This is a genomic window from Pseudomonas sp. yb_5, assembly GCF_043103865.1.
GTDB lineage: Bacteria > Pseudomonadota > Gammaproteobacteria > Pseudomonadales > Pseudomonadaceae > Aquipseudomonas > Aquipseudomonas putida_Y.
This window is the reverse complement of the sequence record NZ_JBICKE010000012.1, coordinates 1-23628: the sequence shown is the minus strand read 5'-3', so window position 1 is coordinate 23628 and position 23628 is coordinate 1. Positions and strand designations below refer to the sequence as shown.

Sequence of the window (23628 nt, the reverse complement as noted above, 5' to 3'; positions counted from 1 at the left end):
TCTGGAGATTCTGTATGGCAAGTTTCGTACACACGGTCGGCCATCTGGTCTACCGCTTCGACAGCCTCAAGGAAGTGATGGCCAAGGCCAGCCCGGCACGCTCCGGGGACTGCCTGGCAGGCGTGGCGGCCAGCAACGACGCCGAGCGCGTCGCCGCGCAGATGGCGTTGGCCAATATTCCGCTGACGCACTTTCTCAATGAAGCACTGATCCCTTACGAAGCAGATGAAGTTACCCGCCTGATCATCGACACCCACGATGCCCAGGCCTTCGCCCCGGTCAGCCACCTGACCGTGGGTGGCCTGCGTGACTGGCTGCTGAGCGAGGAAGCCAACGAAGACAGCCTGCGCGCCCTGGCGCCCGGGTTGACCCCGGAAATGGCCGCTGCCGTGTCAAAGATCATGCGCGTGCAGGACCTGGTGCTGGTGGCGCAGAAAATCCGCGTGGTCACCCGGTTCCGCGGCACCATGGGCCTGCGCGGGCGCCTGTCGACCCGGCTGCAACCCAACCACCCGACAGACGAACCGGCCGGTATTGCCGCCAGCATTCTCGACGGCTTGCTGTACGGCAACGGTGACGCCATGATCGGCATCAACCCGGCCACCGACAGCATCGCTTCGATCTGCGCCCTGCTGGAAATGCTCGACGCCATCATCCAGCGCTACGACATCCCCACCCAGTCCTGCGTACTGACCCACGTCACCACCTCGATCGAAGCGATCAACCGCGGCGTGCCACTGGACCTGGTGTTCCAGTCCATCGCCGGTACAGAGGCGGCCAATGCCGGCTTCGGCATCAACCTGAACGTATTGCAGGAAGGCTACGAAGCCGGTCTGTCGCTGAAACGTGGCACCCTCGGGCAGAACCTGATGTATTTCGAAACCGGCCAGGGCAGCGCGCTCTCGGCCAACGCCCACCACGGCGTCGACCAGCAGACCTGCGAAACCCGCGCCTATGCCGTGGCCCGTCACTTCAAGCCGTTCCTGGTCAACACCGTGGTCGGTTTCATTGGCCCGGAATACCTGTACAACGGCAAGCAGATCATCCGCGCCGGCCTCGAAGACCATTTCTGCGGCAAACTGCTGGGCGTGCCGATGGGTTGCGATATCTGCTACACCAACCATGCCGAAGCCGATCAGGACGACATGGACACCTTGCTGACGCTGCTGGGTGTGGCCGGCATCAACTTCATCATGGGCATCCCCGGCTCCGACGACATCATGCTCAACTACCAGACCACCTCGTTCCATGACGCGCTGTACGCGCGCCAGACCCTGGGCCTGAAGCCCGGGCCGGAATTCGAGGCATGGCTGGCCCGCACCGGCATCTTCACCCAGGCCGATGGCCGGGTGCGCTTCGGTGACAACCTGCCGCCGGCCTTCCGCCAGGCCTTGGCACAGCTTGCATAGGGATGACCATGGACCATCGCACGCCTACCCCCGACAACCCTTGGCTGGCCCTGCGCAACCTGACCCCGGCGCGCATCGCCCTGGGCCGCACCGGCACCAGCCTGCCGACCGGGGCGCAGCTGGACTTCCAGTTCGCCCATGCCCAGGCACGTGATGCCGTGCACCTGGCTTTCGACCACGCCGGCCTGGCCAGCCAGCTGAGTGACCGCGGGCGCGAAAGCCTGATGTTGCACAGCGCTGCCAGCGACCGCCACCAGTACCTGCAGCGGCCGGACCTTGGCCGCCGGCTGAACGAAGACTCGATTGCGACCCTTCGCCAGCATGCCCAGGCCAACCCCGGCGGCGTCGACCTGGCCATCGTGGTGGCTGACGGCCTCTCGGCACTGGCCGTGCATCGCCACACGCTACCGTTCCTGACCCGCTTCGAGGAACAGGCTGCCGCCGACGGCTGGACCAGCGCCCCGGTGGTGCTGGTCCAGCAGGGCCGTGTGGCAGTGGCCGACGAGGTCGGCGAGCTGCTGGGCGCACGGATGACGGTGATGCTGATCGGTGAACGCCCGGGGCTGAGCTCGCCCGACAGCCTTGGCCTGTATTTCACCTATGCACCCAAGGTCGGCCTGACCGATGCCTACCGCAACTGCATTTCCAATATCCGCCTGGAGGGGCTGAGCTATGGCATGGCGGCGCACCGCTTGTTGTACTTGATGCGCGAAGCCTGCCGGCGCCAGCTTTCCGGGGTGAATCTGAAGGACGAAGCCGAGGTACATAGCCTGGAGAATGAAGACAGCGCCAGCCAGAAAGGTAACTTCCTGCTCGGCAAAGGGTAAAAAACCTGTCACGGAAGGCGGATTGCACTTGTGCCGTGCATTGGGGCAGCATGCCCTTGAACGCTGCTGGCATTCCGCTGTTTCCCAAATGGACTCTGAGGGCCGCACATGCGCATCATCAAGGCAACCCTGGAACACCTCGACCTGATCACGCCGTTGTTCGTCAAATACCGTGAATTCTACGGGCAGTTGCCCTACCCCGACAGCTCGCGCAGCTTTTTGGAAAAGCGCCTGAAGCGGGATGAATCGGTGATTTACCTGGCACTTCCGGATGATGACGACGGCAAACTGCTGGGCTTTTGCCAGCTGTACCCGAGCTACTCGTCGCTGTCGTTGAAGCGGGTATGGATTCTCAACGATATCTATGTAGCTGAGGACTCCCGGCGCATGCTGGTGGCCGACCACCTGATTCGCGAAGCGAAGAAAATGGCCAAAGAGACCAATGCTGTGCGCATGCGGGTGTCGACCAGCGCGAACAATGAAGTGGCGCACAAGACTTACGAATCCATCGGTTTTCGCGAGGATACCGAGTTCAAGAGCTACATTCTGCCGATCAGTCAGGATTGACCGGCACCGACCTCTGAGCGGGCACGCCCGCTCAGAAGCTGGTAACGGAATACCCCTCTACCGTAACCCCCCGCTACAAACTCCTCGGGCATGATCCTCACTTAGCCGTATAATGGCGCACCTGTCATGTGTGAAAATTTACCCCTCCCCCGGTAACCAAGCCTACGCCCAAGAACACAGGTGCTGTACATGGATTTCAACCCGCTGGACCTTATCCTGCATCTCGATGCCTACCTCGATCTGCTGGTCACCAACTACGGTCCCTGGATCTACGCCATCCTGTTCACCGTGATCTTCTGCGAAACCGGCCTGGTAGTCATGCCATTCCTGCCGGGCGACTCGCTGCTGTTCATCGCCGGCGCCGTTGCGGCGGGTGGTGGCATGGACCCGGTGCTGCTGGCCGGCCTGCTGATGGCCGCTGCAATCCTGGGCGACAGCACCAATTACGTGATCGGCCGAACGGTCGGCGAGCGTTTGTTCAACAACCCCAACTCCAAGATCTTCCGCCGCGACTACCTGCAGCGTACCCACGATTTCTATGAACGCCATGGCGGCAAGACCGTGACCATGGCGCGCTTCCTGCCTATCTTGCGTACCTTTGCACCGTTCGTCGCGGGCATCGCTCACATGCACTACCCACGCTTCCTCGGCTTCAGCGTTGCCGGTTCGCTGCTATGGGTCGGCGGCCTGGTCACCTTGGGCTACTTCTTCGGCAACGTACCGTTCATCAAGCAGCATCTGTCGCTGATGGTGGTGGGCATCATCATCCTGTCGCTGGTGCCGATGATCATCGGCTTGCTGCGTGGGCGCCTGGGCCGTACGGCCAAGGCTCACTGAACAGGTAAAGAACGAACGGCATGTGGTCATTCAGCGCCTGGCGGCGCAAGCGTACTCTGGCGCGTTACCCGATCACGCCACAGCAATGGCAGGCCGTACGCGAGCGGCTGCCGATGCTGGACGGCATCAGCGACGCTGAAGACCACTGGCTGCGCGAAGCCTGCATCCTGTTCCTGCTCGACAAGCACCTCACCTGCCTGCCCGGGGTCGAACTGGACGACGAACAGCGCCTGATGCTGGCTGCCCAGGCACAGTTACCGCTGCTTCACCTGGGTGAGCTGAACTGGTACCAAGGCTTCCACGAAGTCATCCTGTACCCCGACGACTTCAAGAGCCCCCAGCGCCACCGCGATGCCAGTGGCGTGGAGCATGTGTGGGACGGAGAACACAGCGGCGAGGCCTGGCAGCAGGGGCCGATCATCCTGGCCTGGAACGGCGTGCAGGCCAGTGGTGGCTGGGAGGCTTACAACCTGGTCATCCATGAACTGGCGCACAAGCTCGACATGCTCAATGGCGATGCCAACGGCCTGCCACCACTGCACAGCAGCATGCCAGTTGATGAGTGGGCAACAGCCATGCAGCAGGCTTACGACGACCTCAACCAGCAACTGGACGCCAACCCCGCAGCCGAAACCGCCATCGACCCCTATGCTGCAGAAAACCCGGCAGAGTTCTTTGCCGTTACCAGCGAGTACTTCTTTAGTGCCCCCGACCTGCTTCATCAGGCTTATCCACAGGTCTACCACCAGTTGTCGATGTTCTACCGGCAAGACCCGCTGGCGCGCCTGTGCCGGCTGCAGGCGGAACACCCCGAGTACCGCGAAAGCCACGCCTGACGGGCCCGCACATCAGGCCAAGCGTGGCGTGCCCCGGCAGAATGTGCCTATAATCGCCGCCACTTTTTGGTCAAACACGGGGGCACTGCCCAATGAGCTACAGCAAGATTCCGGCGGGCAAAGACCTGCCGAACGACATCTACGTCGCCATCGAGATCCCGGCCAACCACGCGCCGATCAAATACGAAATCGACAAGGACAGCGATACGCTGTTCGTCGACCGTTTCATGGCTACCCCGATGTTCTACCCAGCCAACTATGGCTTCATCCCGAACACCCTGGCTGACGACGGTGACCCGCTGGACGTGCTGGTGGTTACCCCTTACCCAGTGGCCCCAGGCTCGGTTATCCGCGCCCGTCCGGTTGGCGTGCTGAACATGACCGACGACGGTGGCGGCGACGCCAAGGTCATCGCTGTTCCTCACGACAAGCTGTCGCAGCTGTACGTTGACGTCAAGGAATACACCGACCTGCCAGCCCTGCTGATCCAGCAGATCGAGCACTTCTTTGCCAACTACAAAGATCTCGAGAAGGGCAAATGGGTCAAGATCGAAGGCTGGGAAGGCGCCGACGCCGCCCGTGCCGCGATCACCAAATCGGTCGCTGCCTACAAGGGCTGATTCCGACTGCAGGGAAACCCCGCTTTGGCGGGGTTTTTCATGCCTGAATGGTACGCGCTCACTGCGGGGAACAAATCCTACACAGTCCTACACCAGCATCCTACAAACAGCCTCTTTTCGTACAATCCCGTCAACACCTGGTTCATTTCCTTACTGGCAACCCGCCGCTACACTCGCCGCCATGAACACTTCCGGCGACCGCCTCAGGGCCCTGCTCCACGAATGTGGCCTGACCCCTTCCGATTTCGCCGCCCAGCGCAGCGTCACAGCACAGCACGTCAACAACTGGTTCAAACGCGGTGTGCCTTTGGCCCGGCTGGACGAACTGGCCGATCTGTTCTGTGTGCACCGACGTTGGCTGCGCACCGGTGAAGGCCCCAAATACCCCAACCCACTCCTGCGCAACGGCCTTCCAAGGCCAGCGCCCGCCAATCCGCTTACCCCGCTGTGGGAACATCGTGGCCGGGTATTGAAGGTGCCCTACTACGAAGTGCGCAACGGCTTGCTGTCGCCGGTGGGCAGCAAGCACCTGCGCTTGCCGGCAAAAACCCTGAAGGGCTTGGGCGTGCAAGCCAGCAATGCAATCTGCCTGGCAATGCCCGCCAACAACATGCTCCCGCTGATTCCGCTGGAAGCGACCCTGGCCATCGACCTGGGCATGACCCAGGTGGTCGAGGGCGAAACCTATGCCCTGCTGCAAAACGGCATGCTCAGGGTGAACAACCTCAGTGTTGGCGAGCACGGCATCCTGTACCTGCACAGCCATGACAGGCGCAACTACGCGGTCGAACGCTACACCCCTGCTCAGCGTCAGGCGCAGGGCCTGGAAATTCTTGGCTGGGTGTTCCATTGGTCACATTTCCGCCAGCAGCGGCCCAGCTGAAGCACCCTGCGCAATTTTTTGCTGGGCATCCTGCGCCCGCCCTTGTATGCTACGCCGCACATTAAGCCCCGACCGGCGCGAGCCGCGGTCCAGAGGGCTCGGCGATATCCCACACGGGCATCTGCCATCTCTTTCAGGCCCTTGATGGCCACACAGTTAAGGCGATTGCGGCTTACCATAAATTAGTCGGAAGCGTCCCCGAGAAGCCGGCCACAAGCCGGCTTTTTAATTCAACAAGCCTTTAAAAAACGCTCACAATCCGCGGGTTTCCAGCCCCCTCGCCCGTCCATAGAACGAAGCCACTTGTGCCTTCAGTCGCGCTCAGGCCCCGCTGTCGCAAGCGACCTTGGTGTGTCTGCTTTTTCTTGCAGCGTATATGGACATCAATTTGATATTTCGAAATCTTCCAATGGAAAGGATTTTTTTGGGGTGAGCGTTTCGCGTCAGACTATAATAAAACGATTAGATGAGAGCCGACACCTGCTGCCATCCTCGGAGATTGCTGATTAATAACATTTAATCTGTGAAGGCTTGATGTAGCGATGAGGATTTAATATGAACGCCTTATTGAAAGAGCTGCACGCCTATCATCATGAAGTGGCCACCAAAATTAATCAGATCAAAGAGTTACTGGAGAGGATAAGGCACGGGTCTGCGGGTGCCGATGACCGCAAGCTGTTGTTTAAGCAACTGGAAGCCTTGCATGGTGATGCAGAGCGGCACCACCATGAAAATGAAGAGCTTATTCGGCTGGCCTTGCTGGCAACCGAGGCCCCGATCCACCAACGGGTCAAGGATATCGAGCAAGATCATCAAGCCTTCAAGCGAATTGCCGGACAACTCAAGATGTTGGAGCACTCAACGCAGGAGGCAAGAGTAATCGCCGACACGATAGAAGACTTCATCAAGAAATATTATGATCATATGGATGCCGAGGAGAATATTTTCTTTCCGGTGGCAGACAAGTGGTTGTCAGACACCCAATGGCAGGAAATAAAGCTTCAATGGCACTAACCAGAGATTTAAATACCTTTCATTAAAATAAGATTAGCTTAACACTCGACCCCGCAACTTTATTGCACTGATAACCGATGGTGCATATACCCTCCTATGGCAGTTTACGGCAAGGTGGATTGGTCGGACGCTTACGGTAGGTTTCCACAGAGCACATTCTTAACGCTCAGTCCGATAGGTACTATCAGTGACCGACTGAAGGACTTTGCCGCTTGCTGTTGCATACCTCGGAAAAACTGAACCTTGCTCTGCCATTCTCCTTGGCCTGATACAAAGCTTGGTCTGCCAGGCCTACAAGCTGATGTGCGTCCTGCCCCTGCTTAGGCTGGAGACAGGCTACGCCTTGTGAAATAGTCACCCGGTCAGCGACCAATGACTCCACATGAGGGATCTTCAGATTCTCCACAGCATCAGACAACTGCTGAGCAACGGTAGCGGCACCACTGAGGTGGGTGCCGGGCAGAATGCAGACAAACTCTTCACCGCCATAGCGCGCAACCATATCCAAAGGTCGTCTGATCCCACTGTCCAGAGCCGCAGCGACACGGCGCAGGCACTGGTCCCCCGCTAGATGCCCATAGTGGTCATTGAAGCGTTTGAAGTAATCGATGTCGACAAGAATCAGTCCTAGCCACCCTCCGTCACGGCATAAATGACTCCAGGCTGCATGGAGGTGTTGCTCGAAAGCTCGTCGGTTGGATATGCCTGTCAAACCGTCGATCGACGCCAGGCTCTTCAGGTAATCGCTTTGCAATTTCAAAGTCAGATGGGTTTTTACCCGAGCGCGGGCAATACCGGGATGAAATGGCTTGCTAATGTAGTCAACAGCGCCAAGCTCAAGTCCCTTTGCCTCGTCTGCCTCTTCCCCCTTGGCGGTTACGAATATCACAGGAATGGCTGCCGTCAACGGACTGGCCTTAAGACGACGACATACCTCATAGCCGTCTATGCCGGGGAGCATCACATCGAGCAGGATCAAGTCCGGGAACTGTGTCAGGGCCATGTCCACTGCCTTATTTCCATCCATGGCCATGTAGATTTCATGGTCAGCACGAAATAGCTCATTCAGCGCGTGGATATTGAGTGCCTGGTCATCCACGATCAATAAACGCGGCTTGACCTTTGGATGTCCAGATTCATCGTTCATCAACATTCCTTTTGAGTGAATCGGTCAGCTTATCGCACCACAGGGCGGCTGACTGGAAATCCAGATCGTCGACGGCCTGCTTAAGCGCGTCAAAGATCGCTTTGCTGTGTAACGGTACCGCATCCTGCAAGGACTCAGCTCGCTGGAGTGCGACGAGATTACTGCTGACCAACAGCGCTCGCAGGCCACTCAATTCAATTTCCCAGTCCCTCTCCGTGAATGCAAGTGGTCGTTCAGTCGCGAATACCACGGAAGTGGCAAAGGCAAGATTAAGCCGTGTGCAGTCAGACGCGAGTTGCATGTGCAGGTGCGATAGCCACCGAGGATTGGCCATGAACGACTGCCCCTCCTCCGGCGACGCCTGCAGAAGGCGCTGCTCCAGCTCGGCAGCCAGCGCGGATAGCCCACTAGCACCCATGGTGCCGGCACTGCCCTTGATGGTGTGCAATTGCATCAACACACCGGCCTTTTCGCTGTTGCTGCAGTGCCGCTCCAGCTTATCAAAATTACGTCGCATCTCATCTGGAAAACGCTGCAGCACGTTACGCAACAGTGTCAGGTTACCGCCGAAGCGCCGCAACACACTCTCGGTTGACTCATCGCTCGGCGAGTCGCTCGATTGAATGGCCGGCCGGACAGGCACCTCTCGGTCCAGCAGCTTCCTGAGAACCGCTACAAGGTTTTCCAGATCGACAGGTTTGCCTACATGTTCATTCATTCCAGCGGCCAGGCACGCCTCACGCTCGGAGGTTGAGGCGTTTGCAGTCATGGCGACAATAGGCAAGCCCCAATGAAGGGGGCTTTGACGAATCCGACGGGTTGCCTCCAGCCCGTCCATGTCAGGCATCTGGATATCCATCAGTACCGCATCGAAGGTTTGCACGCCATTCAACACGGCCTCGACACCCTGCTGCCCCCCCTCAGCCAACGTCACTTTGGCCCCCTCGAGTTCCAGCAGTTCCTGAGCCACCTGGCGATTGAGCGGATTATCCTCAACCACCAATAACTTGATACCGTCGAGCCTGGATAGCGGGCTCACGGGCCCAGTGACATTGGAAGATTGCGTACCTGAGACTGCAAGCTCCACAGTAGTGGCAAGCTGCTTAGGGGTGATTGGCTTGCTCAAGACCGCAACATAAGGCTCCTGTGGACCCTGCTGTAAACTCGCGAACACCTCGTGACTATGCGCAGTAACCATCACCACTACCGGCGCAGAATCCATGAGCGAGTCCCGTATAAGGCGAGCAGCAGTCAGGCCATCGACATCCGGCATGCGCCAATCCATCAACACTACATCGTAAGGGCGCACATTCGCAGCACGCAGCACGCGCTCCACCGCCTCTCGCCCTCTACTGGCCTGATCGACTTGCCATCCTAACGCGACAGCAGTTCTAGCGAGTACTTCGCGGGCCGTGTGATTGTCGTCGACCACCAACACATTGAGGTGAGGAAAAACTGTCGTGTGCTCTGTCTCCATGGTATTCGCCAAAGCGAATTCCAGCTCGAACCAGAAACAGCTGCCCACCCCTGGCTGGCTGTTCACTCTCAGGATGCCGCCCATCAGCTCGATCAGCCGCTTACAGATCGCCAGCCCCAGGCCCGTCCCACCATAGCGTCGACTGATAGAGGCCTCGGCCTGGCTGAACCCGTCGAAGATCCGCTGGAGTTGCTCTTCGCTGATACCTATTCCCGTATCGGTCACAGAAATTCGCAGCCGAACAGCATCGGGCCGACGATCACAGACTCTGATGCTAACGGTAATCTCGCCACGCTCAGTGAACTTGAGCGCATTGCCAGCCAGATTGATAAGAATCTGTTGCAGACGCAGGCTGTCGCCCAACAGGCATGGGGGTAATGAGGTATCGAGATCGAACAACAATTCGACATCCTTATCTGCCTGGTTGCCCCCCAGCACCGCAGCAAGGTCCGTCATCAGCCCATTGATCTCGAAGGGATGTGGATCGAGCTGCAGCTTGCCGGCTTCGATCTTGGAGTAGTCAAGAATGTCATTGAGCAACCCCAAAAGCGATTTGGCAGCGCCGTGCGCCTTGCGGATATAGTCAAGCTGCCGCGCATCAAGCTCTGTGGCCTGAACCAAATGCAGCATGCCCAGCACAGCATTCATGGGTGTGCGAATTTCATGGCTCATGTTGGCCAGGAAAGCACTCTTGGCGGCATTGGCCGCGTCCGCCTGTTCTTTAGCGAGAAACAAGCGTGACTGCAGCTCATGTTCTACAGTGACATCGCGATTTATGCCTATAACTTTCCGGCAGCCTGTTTCAGCAACATACTCGATCCTGGCAGCGGCCTGAACATAACGAATACCGCCGCCGGGTAACTGAAGACGGAACAGTGTCTCGAATACGCCGTTCCCATCAAGTAATCCCTGTAGCAATCGGGCGGCAACTTCAGCGTCGTCGGGGTGCAGGCGCTCCTGCCAGTGCTTGTAACTCAGGCCAACCGCTTTCAAGGCGAGCGGCTGTTCATAAATCTCGAACATCCGATCATTCCACTGCAGATCATCGTCTTCGGGAGACCACGTCCACACCCCCAGTTTCGCCACATCCGAAGCCAAGGCCAGCTGGTCGCGTGCCGAAGCGATGGCATCATGCTGACGCCGCTGTTCGGAAAGATCGAAGAGCACGGCGACGAGCATGGGCTGACCGCCAATCTGCATGCAGCCCAGCGTGACCTGCGCGGGGAAGATAAGCCCATCCTTGCGGCGAGCCTCCACTTCTCGGGAAACCCCGGTCATATTGCTGCTGGCCGGATCACCAAGCGCATCCTGCGAGAGCGACAAGTCCCCCTCGAATAAAGCAGGCAACAAGACTCGAACGTTACTGCCGACAAGCTCGTCAGGTTGGTAGCCGAAAACGTTCTGCGTAGCACGATTGCAAGACTGAATCAGCCCTGTCCGATCGATCCTGATGACAGGGTTGACGGCTGTATCGAGAATGGTCTGTGTCAGTGCCAGGCTGTCGGCCAAGCGCTCCTCTACCTGCTTGCGCCGGCTGATATCGATAGCGATACCCAGGTATCCACTCAACCTGCCATCGGCATTGTGCATGCCGGTGACCAGCAACGTAACACTGAAACGCGTGCCGTCCTTGCGCACGTATGTCCATTCCCGAACCTCCGCCTCGCCCAGAGAAGCCTTGTGCACAAAAACGCGGAAGCCCCCTATCGCTTCTCCATAGGCCCGGCTCAACTCCTCGCCTCGTTGTGCCATCTCCTCATCCAGATGGAACATACCAGGGGTGCGAAGGCCAACGACTTCCTCGGCCGAGTAGCCAAGCAATTGCTCAGCCCCTTTGTTGAAAACGGTGATGATGCCCTCGAGGTCGGTTGCGATGATCGAGACCTGTGATGCCGAGTGCAGGACGTTGGTCAGCAGGGCATTCAGCTCGCGCAGCTCTGTCGTGCGCTCGGCCACCTGATGTTCCAGGCCAACATTCAGTTCCAGAATGCGTGCCTCTACCCGCTTCTGCTGGGTGATGTCGCGAACGGTCTTGGAGGCCCCAACAACCCGCCCTGCTGCATCACAAATAGGCGAGACTGTTACCGAAACGTCTAACGACTGGCCGTCTTTACGCACTCGTCGGGTCTCAAAGTGCTCGATACGCTCGCTGCGAGCTATTTTCTCCAGCAAATGCACTTCCTCGTCCGCCAACTCGCAGGGCAATATCCGGCCCAGTAAAGTACGGCCCAGTACCTCATCGCTGCCATAGCCAAAAATCTTCTCGGCGCCATGGTTCCAGGCCGTGACGATGCCATCCAGGGTCTGGCCAATGATTCCATCGTTGGAGTTCTCAACAATGGCTGCGAGCTTGGCCTGTTCCGCCAGAACGTCGCGTCGACGTCTACGGCTGACACTGAAAACCCCCACCAATGCCGTGATCAACAGGGTGCTGCACAGCCCGATGCCAAAGGCACTGCGGGGGGAGAACTGGCGTAACTCCTGCACGAAAGAGGGGTATGCAACCAACTCGATTTCCCAGCGACGACCAAAAACCAACTGGGTCAAATGGGTGCGCATGACCTCTTGCTGTTCCCCGCCACTTTGATTGCGCTCATAGAATTGCACAGGGGCGGCCGCATCGGTCACGTCACGCAAATGCAACCGAATTCCATCGGATGGCAATGGCAGCCCTGTAAGGACCTCTTCGGTCAGTAGCGGTGCATAACTCCAACCAAAACCTTGTGCCACTCTTTCGGCAACGGTATCCGGCGTATTTCCCGTTCGGTAGATCGGCAGCAGGAACAAGAATGACTGCAGCGGCTTGCCCGTTGCCTGAACCAAGGTGATCGGACCCGTGAGACGCGCAGCTCCCGTGCGCATTGCCGCGCCAGCAGCCTCTCGCCTGTTCTTTTCTGACGCGATATCCAAACCTACCGCTGCCAGGTTCTTCTCCTGAGGCTCGATGTACTGAATGACGAAGCGCTCGCCCTCATGTGGCGTAAGCTGGCGTATCGTGAAATCAGGTTTGCCATCGAGCCTGGCCTTTTGCAGGAAAGCCGCTTCGGCACTGGCTGGAACGCGACGAATGAAACCGAAGCCGCGGGCCCCCGGAAACTCGGTATCGAGGTCTCGAGTCTTGATGTAAGTCAAAAAGCCATGACGGCTGGCCTGTTGCTCGCCCATGACCTGAAGAGCACCACGCGCCCCTCTCAAGCCGAACTCATAAAGATGGATGCGAGCAGCAACAGCATCGCTTGTACGCTGGACTGCACGGGTCAATGCAGCCTCGGCATGCGCCCTGTTCTGATTCATCAGAACGTAGGAGGCCATAAGGGTAACCGCCAGGCCTGCAACAAACACAGCGATCATCGCTGTAACAGATCCAAGCTTCAGAATACGATCTTTCAATTTCACCCCACATCAGCGGCTGGCCGAACGAGAAAAATCGATTGCGCTAGATTGGCCTCAGATTGCCGGTCTCCAGCATCTGTTGCAGTTGCAGGAACGGTACTGGTCGGCAGTAGTGATATCCCTGCATCAGCCAGCAACCCAGTGCCATGAGGCTGATCGCCTGCTCCTGGTTTTCCACACCTTCGGCAATCAGCTCCAACCCCAGCGCCTGGCCCATACGCACAATGGCTTCGATGATGGCGGCATCACTGTGGTCGTCAAGCATGTCGCGCACAAAACTCTGGTCGATTTTCAGCACATCGATGGGCAGTTGCTTGAGATAACTCAGGCTAGAGTAGCCGGTACCAAAATCGTCGATTGCCAGCCGCACGCCCATGCGTTTCAGTGCTTCAAGTGTTTCTCGCGCCTTGACGACATTGTCTGCCAACACGCCCTCCGTGATTTCCAGTTCGAGCAGGTACGCAGGAAGCCCCGAGTCCTTGAGCCCCCTACGTATCATGTCGAAGAAATTATCTTCACGAAATTGAACAGCGGAAATATTGACGCTGACGGGTACTTGAAATCCTGATTCCATCAATAGGCAGGCGTCTTTACAGGCCTGCGTCAGTACTTGACGCCCCAGCGGAACAATCAATCCAGTCTCCTCTGCGACCGGAATGAATTCACCTGGTGAAAGCAGCGTACCATCGGATTGTCGACAGCGAATCAACGCTTCCATGCCACGCATACACCCCGTTCGGGCATCCATTTTCGGCTGATAGAAAACCTCGAAGACGCCCTGTTCCAAGGCGCTGCGCATATGTTGTTCAAGCATATGCCTGGCACGGGTGCTGGTTTCCAATGTCCGGGAAAAGAAGCGGGAGCGATTCCTGCCTTCACGTTTGGCCTGATACATGGCTGCATCGGCGTGACTGTAAAGCGCTTCCAGGTCGGTACTGTCTTCGGGGTAGATACTGACACCAATACTGGTGGTAATGCTGTAACGCTTCTCGCCAATCTGCATCGGGGACGCAAGCGTCCGCAATAACTGTTCGCACAAGTCCCCAATAGCTTCTAGCCGGACCACTTGCGGCAGTAAAATCACGAACTCATCGCCTCCCGGCCGGCTCACCGTATCCTGCGGCCGAACGCTGCTGGCCAAACGCTCAGCGACGCACTTTAGAATGGCATCCCCGACTGAATGCCCCAATGAGTCATTGATGCTCTTGAAATGATCCAGATCCAACAGTAACAACGCGACCTTGCTGCCGTTGCTCTGGGCCTGCTGGATCGCTTGTGCTGCGCGGTTCGTGAATAGTTGACGGTTGGGCAAGCCAGTTAGCGCATCGTAATAGGACAAGCGCTTGGCTTCATTGCGCAGATTCAGGTGGGCGCGTACATGGGCCCTTACCACGGGAACATTGATAGGCTTCTGGATAAAGCCAACCCCTCCGAACTCCAGGGCACGAACTTGATTGTCGCACTGGATATGGGAGCTGACGAACAGGACGGCAGCGTCACAGAGCTTTGGGTCGGTCTTGATCGCCCGGCACAATGCAAAGCCATTCATGTCGGGTAACTCGATGTCGATAAGGATCAGGTCGGGGCGGTATTCCCCGGCCACCTGCAGCGCTTCACGGCCGTCATGGGCAACATGAACCTCACCGAAGCTGCTGACAGACCCTTGAAGAACTTCACGATCGCTTGATTGGTCATCAACGATCAGGATCACAGAGTTCATCTGATCTGCCAGATCAAGCATGTGTGACTCCTGGAAATCCATTTCAAAGCGTCAGCGTAGACGATCAGCTGCGAATTGCGCAGTCAGGCAAGCCCCGCCAAGGCTTTCAGACGTGCGACCGTTTCCGTCGGCTCATCGTGTTCGAGCGCAGCCGCCAGGCGCATGATCACCTGATTGCGGTGAACATGGGACTTTGGCAAAGCATATACAGCGCCGATCAAATCACGCATCGACATCGGCAGTGCCCAACGCGCCTTCAGTGCAAGCGCGAAAGCGCGGCCATAAGTCGCAACCGCCAGCGAAAGCATATCGTCATCAATTGCATGTCCGCGCCCTGCCCAAAGATCAGCCTGATACAAGACACACAGTTCGCCGATTCGGTGAAGTAACGCAGCGGCATGCAGCGGCGCCGGGTCCAGGTCGCATTGCCTGGCGAGGGGTACAACCCGCTCCGCCAAGCGCTCCGAGGCCACAAACTGCTCTTGTAACCATAATCCAATCAGCGGGTCTTCAACGACCGATGCCTGGCGCAATGCCATCGCTATCGCCAGGTTGAGCGCCGTTCGCCCGCCAAGGCGTGTCAACGCTTGCGCCAAGCCCTCACACGGCTGTACCCCACCGCCATAAGCGGCACTGTTCGCAGCCGAAATGAGGTAAGCGCACAGCGCCGGCTCGTTCTGCCAGCGCATAGCCAGCTCGCGGAAATCCATCGGCACACCACTGAAGGCTTGCTGGAGGCTTTCTTTCGCACTGGAAAGCAGTGGAAGGTCCAGATCGGAAGCCGACAACTGACTCAGGTAAGTATCCAGGCTATCACTGAGGGCAGGCGCCGCCGGGGCCAGTTCGTCATCCGGCAACAGTGCATTGATCTTTGCCATGACGGCAGGAACATCAAAAGGTTTAGTGATGTAAGCACTGATACCCAATTGCCTTACTTCCAAAACGCTCTGCCGGTCAGAGCGCCCAGTAATGACCACCAAGGGTATTTCCGTATCAGACGTGCGTATAAAGCGAAGCAAGTCGACACCTGCACCGTCGGGAAGATTCCAGTCAGACAACACCAATTGGTAGTGACCACATGCCCACGCCGCCATCGCAGCTTCGACACAAGAAAAGCACTCGACCTCGGTCGCGGGCTTAGAAGCATGGACCATCTGGCGGATAAGCTCAGACATCCAAGGATCATCGTCTACCACCATGATGCGTATCGACAAGACGAATCACTCCGTTGATAAAGGCCTTACGCCTGCTCGCTGTCAGCAGTGCGGCGGGGTACCCACGAAGCTAAGCCAGACTGCACCAGTGCTGCAAGTGCCTAGGGTATAGCACGCTCCGGCAAAGGGTGTATCAGTGCACTCGTTCGATTACCCTTGATCGTGTTTCTGCTACCACCTGATTACGCCCTTGCTGTTTGGCACGATAGAGCAGTTGATCTGCCTTATCGAAAACCTCGGCCATCGAGTCACCAGGCCGCCACAGCGCCACGCCCAGTGAAACAGTGATGTGGCCTACTGTTTCCAGGTCGGCCGATGCTATCGAGAGACGTAACCGCTCCGCGAGAGCTGTCGCCGCTGCGATCGAACTCTCGGGAAGCAGCACAACGAACTCTTCACCGCCAGTACGGCAAAGCAGATCGCTGGGCCGAGCGTTCTGCTTCATCAACGCGGCCACCGCACTGAGTGTCTCGTCACCGACGGCATGACCATAGGTGTCATTCACACGCTTGAAATGATCAATATCCAGCGAAATCACAGCGATTGAGTTTTTCGTCTCCAACCAGACGGCAAGTGCGTCTTGCATTGCCCGACGATTGGCCAACCCCGTGAGTGCATCTGTTTGAGCCTGGCGGTTGAGCGTGCCGATCTTTTCCTGCAATAAAGAAGCACTGAGCAAAAGCGCTCGACGTAATTGCCAGCTCTCTGCATAGTCCACAGGAATCATGCTGATGCGCTCATAGCTTTCGGGTAAGTCCAACCGTTTGGCACTGTCCGCCAAGCGAGACAATGGCCTGGAAAGCCGAATTCCCAGCCACCAGATCAGCAGCAATCCCAGCAAGCCCAGCGGTATGATGCCTTTGGCGACCTTCAGCGCACTCGTACACAATGAATCCTGAATGCCAGCCATGGGTTGCGTAGAAACTATCCCCCAGTGGCTACTGGAAATCATCGCATGGCCCGCAAGCATCTCATTACCCTGACCATCCACCGCCCGGATGGAGCCAAGCGCTTGGCTCAATGCAGCATCAACGATCTTGTCTTGCTTGATGATCCTGCCGATCTGCCGAGGATCAGGGTGGTAAAGCACACGACGCTGGCTGTCCACGAGAAAGACGTAGGCACCATTTTGTCGATGGTTCAAATCCATCAGATCTCGCAGTGAATTCTCCTGCGCCAAGCGAAGCGTGCCCCCCACGAGTCCAAGGTATTGCCCTTGCACATCGAAAACCGGATAGGAAACGAAAACCACCAGATTGCCGGAGAGGGACTCAAAGGCATTACTGATCATTGGCTGACGCCGCTGCAGCGGCTCACGCTTTTGAAGCGCTTGACCATTCAGGTGCAAAAGCTCTGGTGCGGACGCAACGATGGTGCCGTCGGCATTGGCGATAAGCACTGAATTGAAGCTGTCATCCTGTCCGAGCAGCCGTCGAGCCTCAAGCTCTAGTTGCTGCTGATCGGTGAATGTCTCTGCGACAATCGTCGCACTGTATCCGAGACGATCAAGGTCCGAGCTCAGTACCTCTTCTACGCCTGTAGCGATGCGCAGAGCGTAAGCTCTGTTAGCATCAAGCGCGTTCCCAATGAGCTCTTGCTCTTGCGTTTTGAACATTACCCAGAATGTGTTGGCAAGCGTGGCTGCCGCGCTGATCAACGCAAACGTGAGCAGTACAATACGCAGGTTCAACCTGGGTTTCGATTGGCTAGGCATTCATTGTTCCAAGAGCAGGGAGTTCTAGCTTGGTCAAATCACAAGATTCATGAAAAACGCGAAATCTCAAGCTTTTTCCGGCCCTTGCGCGATACCTGCAATATCCCAAACAGCGGTCTAACTTGTAGTAAGTCTCTCATGCCCGCCCACCTGTGACCAACAGGTTGCTTACAATGGACTGCTGATATCCCGTAATGCGATGTGAGCTCATGGCTTAAGGTGCTCAGTGATTACATTGAAGTTCCGAGGGTCAGCCTGCCCCAACATCCAGAATGAAGATCCAGCTACAACAACCCATTTAATGCTGAAGAATGGATTTAGGGGTAGCAGACAAAAGGACAACGGAAATGCCCACCCCGTCACTGTGGTAGCGGGATGGGCGATTGTCCGACAGGCGCGGGTGATCAAGGGCATGCCTGGCCAGTGATCAGCCCTGCCCCTGGTCGACTCAAGGTTGCGCGTACTTGAGTACGTACAGGCACAGCTCGCGGTAGACATCGACAGGCAGTTGCGACATCAGCTTCTGAGCCTGGCCGAGGGTTTTACAATTGAGCTCGGCCATCGCCCGACGGTGTTCCGAACCCAGCAGGCCGGCATGCACCACCTGCGCATACTGAATATAAGAACAGGGGAAATCGGCTTGGGGGCTGCGTTGGACCTTGAAGTCGATCTTCAGGTCTGCCCCGCGGAAGAATGCTCTGCCCTGGTAGGTCTGCTGGGGCACGAGAAGCCCTTTTTCCGGGCAGGTGCTGTGACAGACCGGAAGGCTATTCTTATCCGTCTCCAGGCCACGTCGATAGATCACGATTTCGGAACCCGGTACCTCGATACAGGCGTTTTCGAAAGCATCGATGATGGACCTGCCATTGATTTGCGCCTCTTCGATCTGCGTCAGGCTGACCACACGCTCGATCTCCTGATTGCCAACGCTGTTGACCACACGGTCCAGGGTCGACCAGTGGCTGAATTCTTTCTGACACGCAATCAGATGGACCTCGCTCTGATAGCCCTGTCGGGCGGCTTCAGGTGGAAAATCAGCGAAATGAGGGCTGTCGAGCGCGGTCTCCATGATGATGTTGTATTTGTTTTCCATCGCATACGTGCAAATCAATGCCCCCAGCCGCCAGATGAACGACTCGGTATGCTCGTAGACATACAGCACGCCTTTGTCTTCCATGGCCCGATAGTGAGGGTGCAGTTCACGAAAATGGGTTTCGTAAAGGCGAACGTAATTGTCGTACCGCCCGCTCTTCAGCAGCGCGTTTTCCAGCAAGTACGTCTTACCCGAGCCTTGTGCACCGGCAATGATGAGCATTTTGGGCTTGAGCACGCCGTCGACATAGTCGCGCTTCTTGTCGAACAATGTGTCGACGACCTTTCTGAATGCGAGATGGAGATCGGTATCGGTAAAAGGATAGAGAGAGGACATGACGGGTCGTTTCCTTGGTTTGCCAATGTGACCGTCACGAAGGTAAGCGTTGCGGCAGGTGGAAAAGGAGTAGATGGTTACCGCTGCAAGCCTCATCGAAGGTCGTAGAACCGCGGGTTGCCACTGGGGTGGCACTGTGCTGTATGCTTGGGCGGTCTTCAGGGCGGGGTGCAAGTCCCCACCGGCGGTAAATCGAAAGATGAGCCCGCGAGCGCCCCGACCATGTCGGGGGTCAGCAGATCTGGTGCAACTCCAGAGCCGACGGTCATAGTCCGGATGAAAGAAGGCGTCATGCAGGGGCCATCCGGGCGCCCTTGCGCGCGCATTTTGTTCGCCCCGAGACGTTCATCGATCATTCACGAGGAGCGTTTCATGTTCACCCAGCACCACGCGCAATTCCCCAATGTTTCCGCCGCCATCACCGCCTTCAAGGCCGGGCGCCCTGTACTGTTGCTCGACGATGACGACCGCGAGGACGAAGCGGACATCATTGCTGCCGCCGAGAACATTTCGCTGCAGACCATGGCCATGATGATTCGCGATTGCAGCGGCATCGTCTGTCTGTGCCTGGACGAAGCCACCGTCGACGAACTGCAACTGGCGCCCATGGTGCAGAATAATCAGGCCCGGCACGGCACCGGTTTCACCGTGACCATCGAAGCGGCCGAAGGTATCACCACCGGGGTTAGCGCCCAGGATCGCATCACCACCATTGACGCAGCATTGCGCTCCAGCGCCGAACAGCGCCATATCGTCAGCCCGGGGCATGTTTTTCCGCTGCGCGCCCGCAATGGCGGGGTGCTGACCCGCCGTGGGCATACCGAAGGTTCGGTGGACCTGGCGCGCCTGGCCGGCCTGCGCCCGGCAGCGGTCTTGTGCGAGCTGATGAACCCCGATGGCAGCATGGCCCGTGGTGAGCAGGTGGCGGTATATGCACGGCAGTACAATTTGCCGGTGCTGACCATCGAGGAACTGGCGCAGTACCGTGAGGCGATGCTGGAACGGGAAGCAGAGCCAGCCTGATCCACCGAACAGGGACGCTTTGCGGTCCTCGTGCGAGCGGCCCTTTCGCGACATAGGGCCGCTCCTCCTTCGGTCGGCATCAGCCGAGCAGTTGCCGGAAGTTTGCTCCCCCCGCCCCGCTCTGCTAGTGTCGCGCCGTTCTGAATGCCACCGAGACAGTCGCCATGGCCCGCAAAAAAGCCTCCCTCGATTTCGAGCAATCCCTCGCAGACCTGCAAGCACTGGTCGAGCGCCTGGAGAACGGCGAGTTGTCGCTGGAAGAGTCGCTGGCCGCCTTTGAACAAGGCATCGCCCTGACCCGTGACTGCCAGGGAGCCCTGGCCCAGGCCGAACAGAAGGTGCAAATTCTGCTGGAGCGCGACGGTGAACTGGCTGCCCAGCCCTTCGACGCGGAGCCGGAAGCATGATTGGCACCTACCAGGCCAGTTGCCAGGCGCGCGTCGACGCAGCCCTCGAACCGCTGTTCATCGCCCCGAGCAAAGAGCTGGAACGCCTTTACGCCGCCATGCGCTACAGCGTGATGAACGGCGGCAAACGCGTGCGCCCGTTGCTGGCCTACGCGGCCTGCGAAGCCTTGGGCGCCCCCGCCGAGCAGGCCAACGGTGCAGCCTGCGCGGTCGAGCTGATTCATGCTTACTCGCTGGTGCATGACGACCTCCCGGCCATGGACGACGACGACCTGCGTCGCGGCCAGCCGACCACCCACAAGGCGTTTGACGAAGCGTGCGCCATCCTTGCTGGCGACGGTTTGCAGAGCCTGGCTTTCAGTGCCCTGCTCGACCCTTGCCTGAGCCCGCAGATCGACAGCATTCGCCTGGCCATGGTTCAGGTACTGGCCAAAGCTGCCGGCCCGGCCGGCATGGTTGGCGGCCAGGCCATCGATCTCGGTTCGGTGGGCCAGAAGCTGGACCAGCAGGCGCTGGAGTTCATGCACCGGCACAAGACCGGCGCGCTGATCGAAGCCAGCGTACGCCTCGGCGCCCTGGCCAGTGCCCGTGCCGAACCGGCGCAGCTGGATGCCCTGCAAACTTATGCACAGGCCATTGGCCTGGCATTCCAGGTGCAGGACGACATCCTCGACGTGGAAAGCGACACTGCTACCTTGGGCAAACGCCAAGGTGCAGACATAGCGCGTGACAAACCGACCTACCCGGCCCTGCTGGGCCTGGAAGCCGCCAAAGCCTATGCAATCGAACTGCGCGACCAGGCGCTGGCCGCACTGCAAGGGTTCGGCGAAACGGCCGAACCGCTGCGGGCTTTGGCGCGTTACATCGTCGAACGCCGTAACTAAACAGCTTCACCTATCCCCGTAGGATCGGGTTTACCCGCGAATGCGATCTTGAATTTGCCGACGCATTCGCGGGTAAACCCGCTCCTACAGGGGGCCGCGTAACCTGTGGTCGAATGGGCACTTTTCCCACAATGGGGTAAACTGCCGCGTCTTCACACACCAATAACGACTCGCCTGATGCCCACGACGTTTCAAGAGATCCCCCGCGAACGCCCGGTCACGCCGTTGCTCGACCGCGCTGACACGCCTGCCGGCCTGCGCCGGTTGGCCGAAGCCGACCTGGAAACGCTGGCCGACGAACTGCGCCAGGAACTGCTCTACACCGTCGGGCAGACCGGTGGGCATTTTGGTGCCGGCCTGGGCGTGATCGAGCTGACCATCGCCCTGCACTACGTGTTCGACACCCCGGACGACCGGCTGGTGTGGGACGTGGGGCACCAGGCCTACCCGCACAAGATCCTCACCGGGCGCCGTAACCGCATGCTCAGCCTGCGCCAGAAGGACGGCATCGCGGCCTTCCCACGCCGCAGCGAAAGCGAGTACGACACCTTTGGCGTTGGCCACTCCAGCACCTCGATCAGCGCCGCGCTGGGCATGGCCATTGCTGCCCGCCTGCAGAACAGCGCACGCAAGTCGATCGCAGTGATTGGTGATGGCGCGCTGACCGCCGGCATGGCCTTCGAGGCGTTGAACCACGCCCAGGAAGTCAATGCCGACATGCTGGTGATCCTCAACGATAACGACATGTCGATTTCGCGCAACGTCGGCGGCCTGTCCAACTACCTGGCCAAGATCCTCTCCAGCCGCACCTACGCGAGCATGCGCGAAGGCAGCAAGAAAGTGCTGTCGCGACTGCCAGGCGCCTGGGAAATCGCCCGTCGCACCGAGGAATACGCCAAGGGCATGCTGGTGCCAGGCACGCTGTTCGAAGAGCTGGGCTGGAACTACATCGGCCCGATCGACGGCCACGACCTGCCCACCATGATCGCCACCCTGCGCAACATGCGTGATCTGAAAGGCCCGCAGTTCCTGCATGTGGTGACCAAGAAGGGCAAAGGCTTCGCCCCTGCCGAGATTGACCCGATCGGCTACCACGCCATCACCAAGCTGGAGCCGGCCGACAAGCCCGCCGCGCCGAAGAAAGCCAGCGGCCCGAAATATTCCGCGGTGTTCGGCCAGTGGCTGTGCGACATGGCTGCTGCCGACAACCGCCTGGTGGGCATTACCCCAGCGATGAAGGAAGGCTCGGACCTGGTCGACTTCAGCGAACGCTACCCTGAGCGCTACTTCGACGTTGCGATCGCAGAGCAGCATGCCGTGACCTTGGCGGCCGGCATGGCCTGCGAGGGCAGCAAGCCGGTGGTGGCGATTTACTCCACCTTCCTGCAGCGTGCCTACGACCAGCTGATCCACGACGTGGCGGTGCAGAACCTCGACGTGCTGTTCGCCATCGACCGTGCCGGCCTGGTCGGCGAGGATGGCCCGACCCACGCCGGCAGCTACGATCTGTCGTACCTGCGCTGCATCCCGGGCATGCTGGTGATGACCCCCAGCGACGAGAACGAACTGCGCAAGATGCTCAGCACCGGCCACCTGTACAACGGCCCGGCCGCTGTACGGTACCCGCGTGGTACCGGCCCGAATGCGCCGATCAGCGGTGACCTGCAACCACTGGAGATCGGCAAGGGCGTGGTCCGCCGCCAGGGCGAGAAAGTGGCCCTGCTGGTGTTTGGCGTACAACTGGCCCAGGCCATGCAAGTGGCCGAACAGATCAACGCCACGGTGGTCGACATGCGCTTCGTCAAGCCGCTGGACGAGGCGCTGGTGCTGGAGCTGGCAGGCAGCCATGAGCTGCTGGTAACCATCGAAGAGAACGCCATCATGGGTGGCGCGGGCGCTGCGGTGGGTGAGTTCCTTGCCAGCCAGGCAGTGCTCAAGCCGCTTCTGCACCTGGGGCTGCCGGATATCTATGTCGAGCATGCCAAGCCTGCGCAAATGCTGGCTGAGTGCGGGCTGGATGCGGCCGGGATCGAGGCCTCGGTGAAGGCCCGCATGGCCAGGCTCGGGCTCTAGGGCCCTTTCGCGGGTAAAACCGCTCCTACGACGGCCTGCGCCCGATTACCGATGTGTGCCCACTGTAGATGCGGGTTTACCCGCGAATACGGTTGCGGCGGCAACAGTGAACCGCTGGTGGAAATTGGCCTGCAGGACCGGCCCTTTCGCGGGT

At 58.6% G+C, this 23628-nt stretch carries 18 protein-coding genes and 1 riboswitch; of the genes, 12 read left to right on the top strand and 6 right to left on the bottom strand.

The window, feature by feature from the left end:
- Nucleotides 1-14: 14 nt before the first annotated feature.
- From ACF8GF_RS01320 to ACF8GF_RS01285, 8 genes are all read left to right on the top strand, one after another.
- Nucleotides 15-1409, top strand: coding sequence for an ethanolamine ammonia-lyase subunit EutB (locus ACF8GF_RS01320; RefSeq protein WP_010951821.1), 1395 nt, complete (start codon nt 15-17; stop codon nt 1407-1409).
- 8 nt (nt 1410-1417) lie between these two features.
- Nucleotides 1418-2236, top strand: a complete 819-nt coding sequence (gene eutC, locus ACF8GF_RS01315; protein WP_392487550.1) for an ethanolamine ammonia-lyase subunit EutC — start codon at nt 1418-1420, stop codon at nt 2234-2236.
- Nucleotides 2237-2344: 108 nt separating this feature from the next.
- Nucleotides 2345-2803, top strand: a complete 459-nt coding sequence (locus ACF8GF_RS01310) for a GNAT family N-acetyltransferase (protein WP_028697785.1) — start codon at nt 2345-2347, stop codon at nt 2801-2803.
- Between the two features lie 189 nt (nt 2804-2992).
- Nucleotides 2993-3640 (top strand): DedA family protein, encoded by a 648-nt coding sequence (locus ACF8GF_RS01305; protein WP_021783945.1) that lies wholly within the window; start codon nt 2993-2995, stop codon nt 3638-3640.
- Between the two features lie 20 nt (nt 3641-3660).
- Nucleotides 3661-4476, top strand: coding sequence for a zinc-dependent peptidase (locus tag ACF8GF_RS01300; RefSeq protein ID WP_392487549.1), 816 nt, complete (start codon nt 3661-3663; stop codon nt 4474-4476).
- A gap of 92 nt (nt 4477-4568) precedes the next feature.
- Complete coding sequence (gene ppa / locus ACF8GF_RS01295) at nt 4569-5096, top strand: inorganic diphosphatase (protein WP_003255365.1); 528 nt, start codon at nt 4569-4571, stop codon at nt 5094-5096.
- Between the two features lie 181 nt (nt 5097-5277).
- The gene (locus ACF8GF_RS01290) at nt 5278-5979 is read left to right on the top strand and encodes an XRE family transcriptional regulator (protein WP_176684370.1); all 702 of its coding nucleotides are present in this window, start codon (nt 5278-5280) and stop codon (nt 5977-5979) included.
- 555 nt (nt 5980-6534) lie between these two features.
- Nucleotides 6535-6993, top strand: coding sequence for a hemerythrin domain-containing protein (locus ACF8GF_RS01285; protein WP_176684369.1), 459 nt, complete (start codon nt 6535-6537; stop codon nt 6991-6993).
- Nucleotides 6994-7177: 184 nt separating this feature from the next.
- On the opposite strand, the gene ACF8GF_RS01280 is transcribed toward ACF8GF_RS01285, so the two are convergent.
- The 6 genes from ACF8GF_RS01280 to ACF8GF_RS01255 all read right to left on the bottom strand — a co-directional run bounded on the left by ACF8GF_RS01280 (nt 7178) and on the right by ACF8GF_RS01255 (nt 19087).
- Nucleotides 7178-8140: a diguanylate cyclase domain-containing protein gene (locus tag ACF8GF_RS01280; protein WP_256122359.1), complete on the bottom strand. Its 963-nt coding sequence runs from the start codon at nt 8138-8140 to the stop codon at nt 7178-7180.
- Nucleotides 8130-13007, bottom strand: a complete 4878-nt coding sequence (locus tag ACF8GF_RS01275; RefSeq protein ID WP_392487548.1) for a PAS domain S-box protein — start codon at nt 13005-13007, stop codon at nt 8130-8132. The genes ACF8GF_RS01280 and ACF8GF_RS01275 overlap by 11 nt, the downstream gene beginning before the upstream one ends.
- 46 nt (nt 13008-13053) lie before the next feature.
- Nucleotides 13054-14751, bottom strand: a complete 1698-nt coding sequence (locus tag ACF8GF_RS01270; RefSeq protein WP_339443313.1) for an EAL domain-containing protein — start codon at nt 14749-14751, stop codon at nt 13054-13056.
- A gap of 62 nt (nt 14752-14813) precedes the next feature.
- Nucleotides 14814-15944 (bottom strand): response regulator, encoded by a 1131-nt coding sequence (locus ACF8GF_RS01265; RefSeq protein WP_392487547.1) that lies wholly within the window; start codon nt 15942-15944, stop codon nt 14814-14816.
- A 133-nt stretch (nt 15945-16077) separates the two neighbouring features.
- Entirely contained in the window at nt 16078-17658 is a 1581-nt protein-coding gene (locus ACF8GF_RS01260) for a sensor domain-containing diguanylate cyclase (protein WP_176684364.1), read from the bottom strand.
- 448 nt (nt 17659-18106) lie between these two features.
- Nucleotides 18107-19087, bottom strand: coding sequence for a zeta toxin family protein (locus tag ACF8GF_RS01255; protein ID WP_176684363.1), 981 nt, complete (start codon nt 19085-19087; stop codon nt 18107-18109).
- A 150-nt stretch (nt 19088-19237) separates the two neighbouring features.
- A riboswitch (FMN riboswitch) is annotated at nt 19238-19379 on the top strand.
- 80 nt (nt 19380-19459) lie between these two features.
- Here ACF8GF_RS01255 and ribB point away from each other — a divergent pair.
- The 4 genes from ribB (at nt 19460) to dxs (ending at nt 23474) form a co-directional block, all read left to right on the top strand.
- The gene (ribB, locus tag ACF8GF_RS01250; RefSeq protein ID WP_176684362.1) at nt 19460-20110 is read left to right on the top strand and encodes a 3,4-dihydroxy-2-butanone-4-phosphate synthase; all 651 of its coding nucleotides are present in this window, start codon (nt 19460-19462) and stop codon (nt 20108-20110) included.
- A gap of 164 nt (nt 20111-20274) precedes the next feature.
- Nucleotides 20275-20517 carry an exodeoxyribonuclease VII small subunit gene (locus ACF8GF_RS01245; protein ID WP_003255380.1) on the top strand — a complete coding sequence of 81 codons (243 nt, stop codon included), beginning with the start codon at nt 20275-20277 and terminating at the stop codon, nt 20515-20517.
- Complete coding sequence (gene ispA / locus ACF8GF_RS01240) at nt 20514-21401, top strand: (2E,6E)-farnesyl diphosphate synthase (RefSeq protein WP_004577210.1); 888 nt, start codon at nt 20514-20516, stop codon at nt 21399-21401. The genes ACF8GF_RS01245 and ispA overlap by 4 nt, the downstream gene beginning before the upstream one ends.
- Nucleotides 21402-21578: 177 nt before the next feature.
- The gene (dxs, locus tag ACF8GF_RS01235; RefSeq protein ID WP_209968234.1) at nt 21579-23474 is read left to right on the top strand and encodes a 1-deoxy-D-xylulose-5-phosphate synthase; all 1896 of its coding nucleotides are present in this window, start codon (nt 21579-21581) and stop codon (nt 23472-23474) included.
- Nucleotides 23475-23628: the final 154 nt, after the last annotated feature.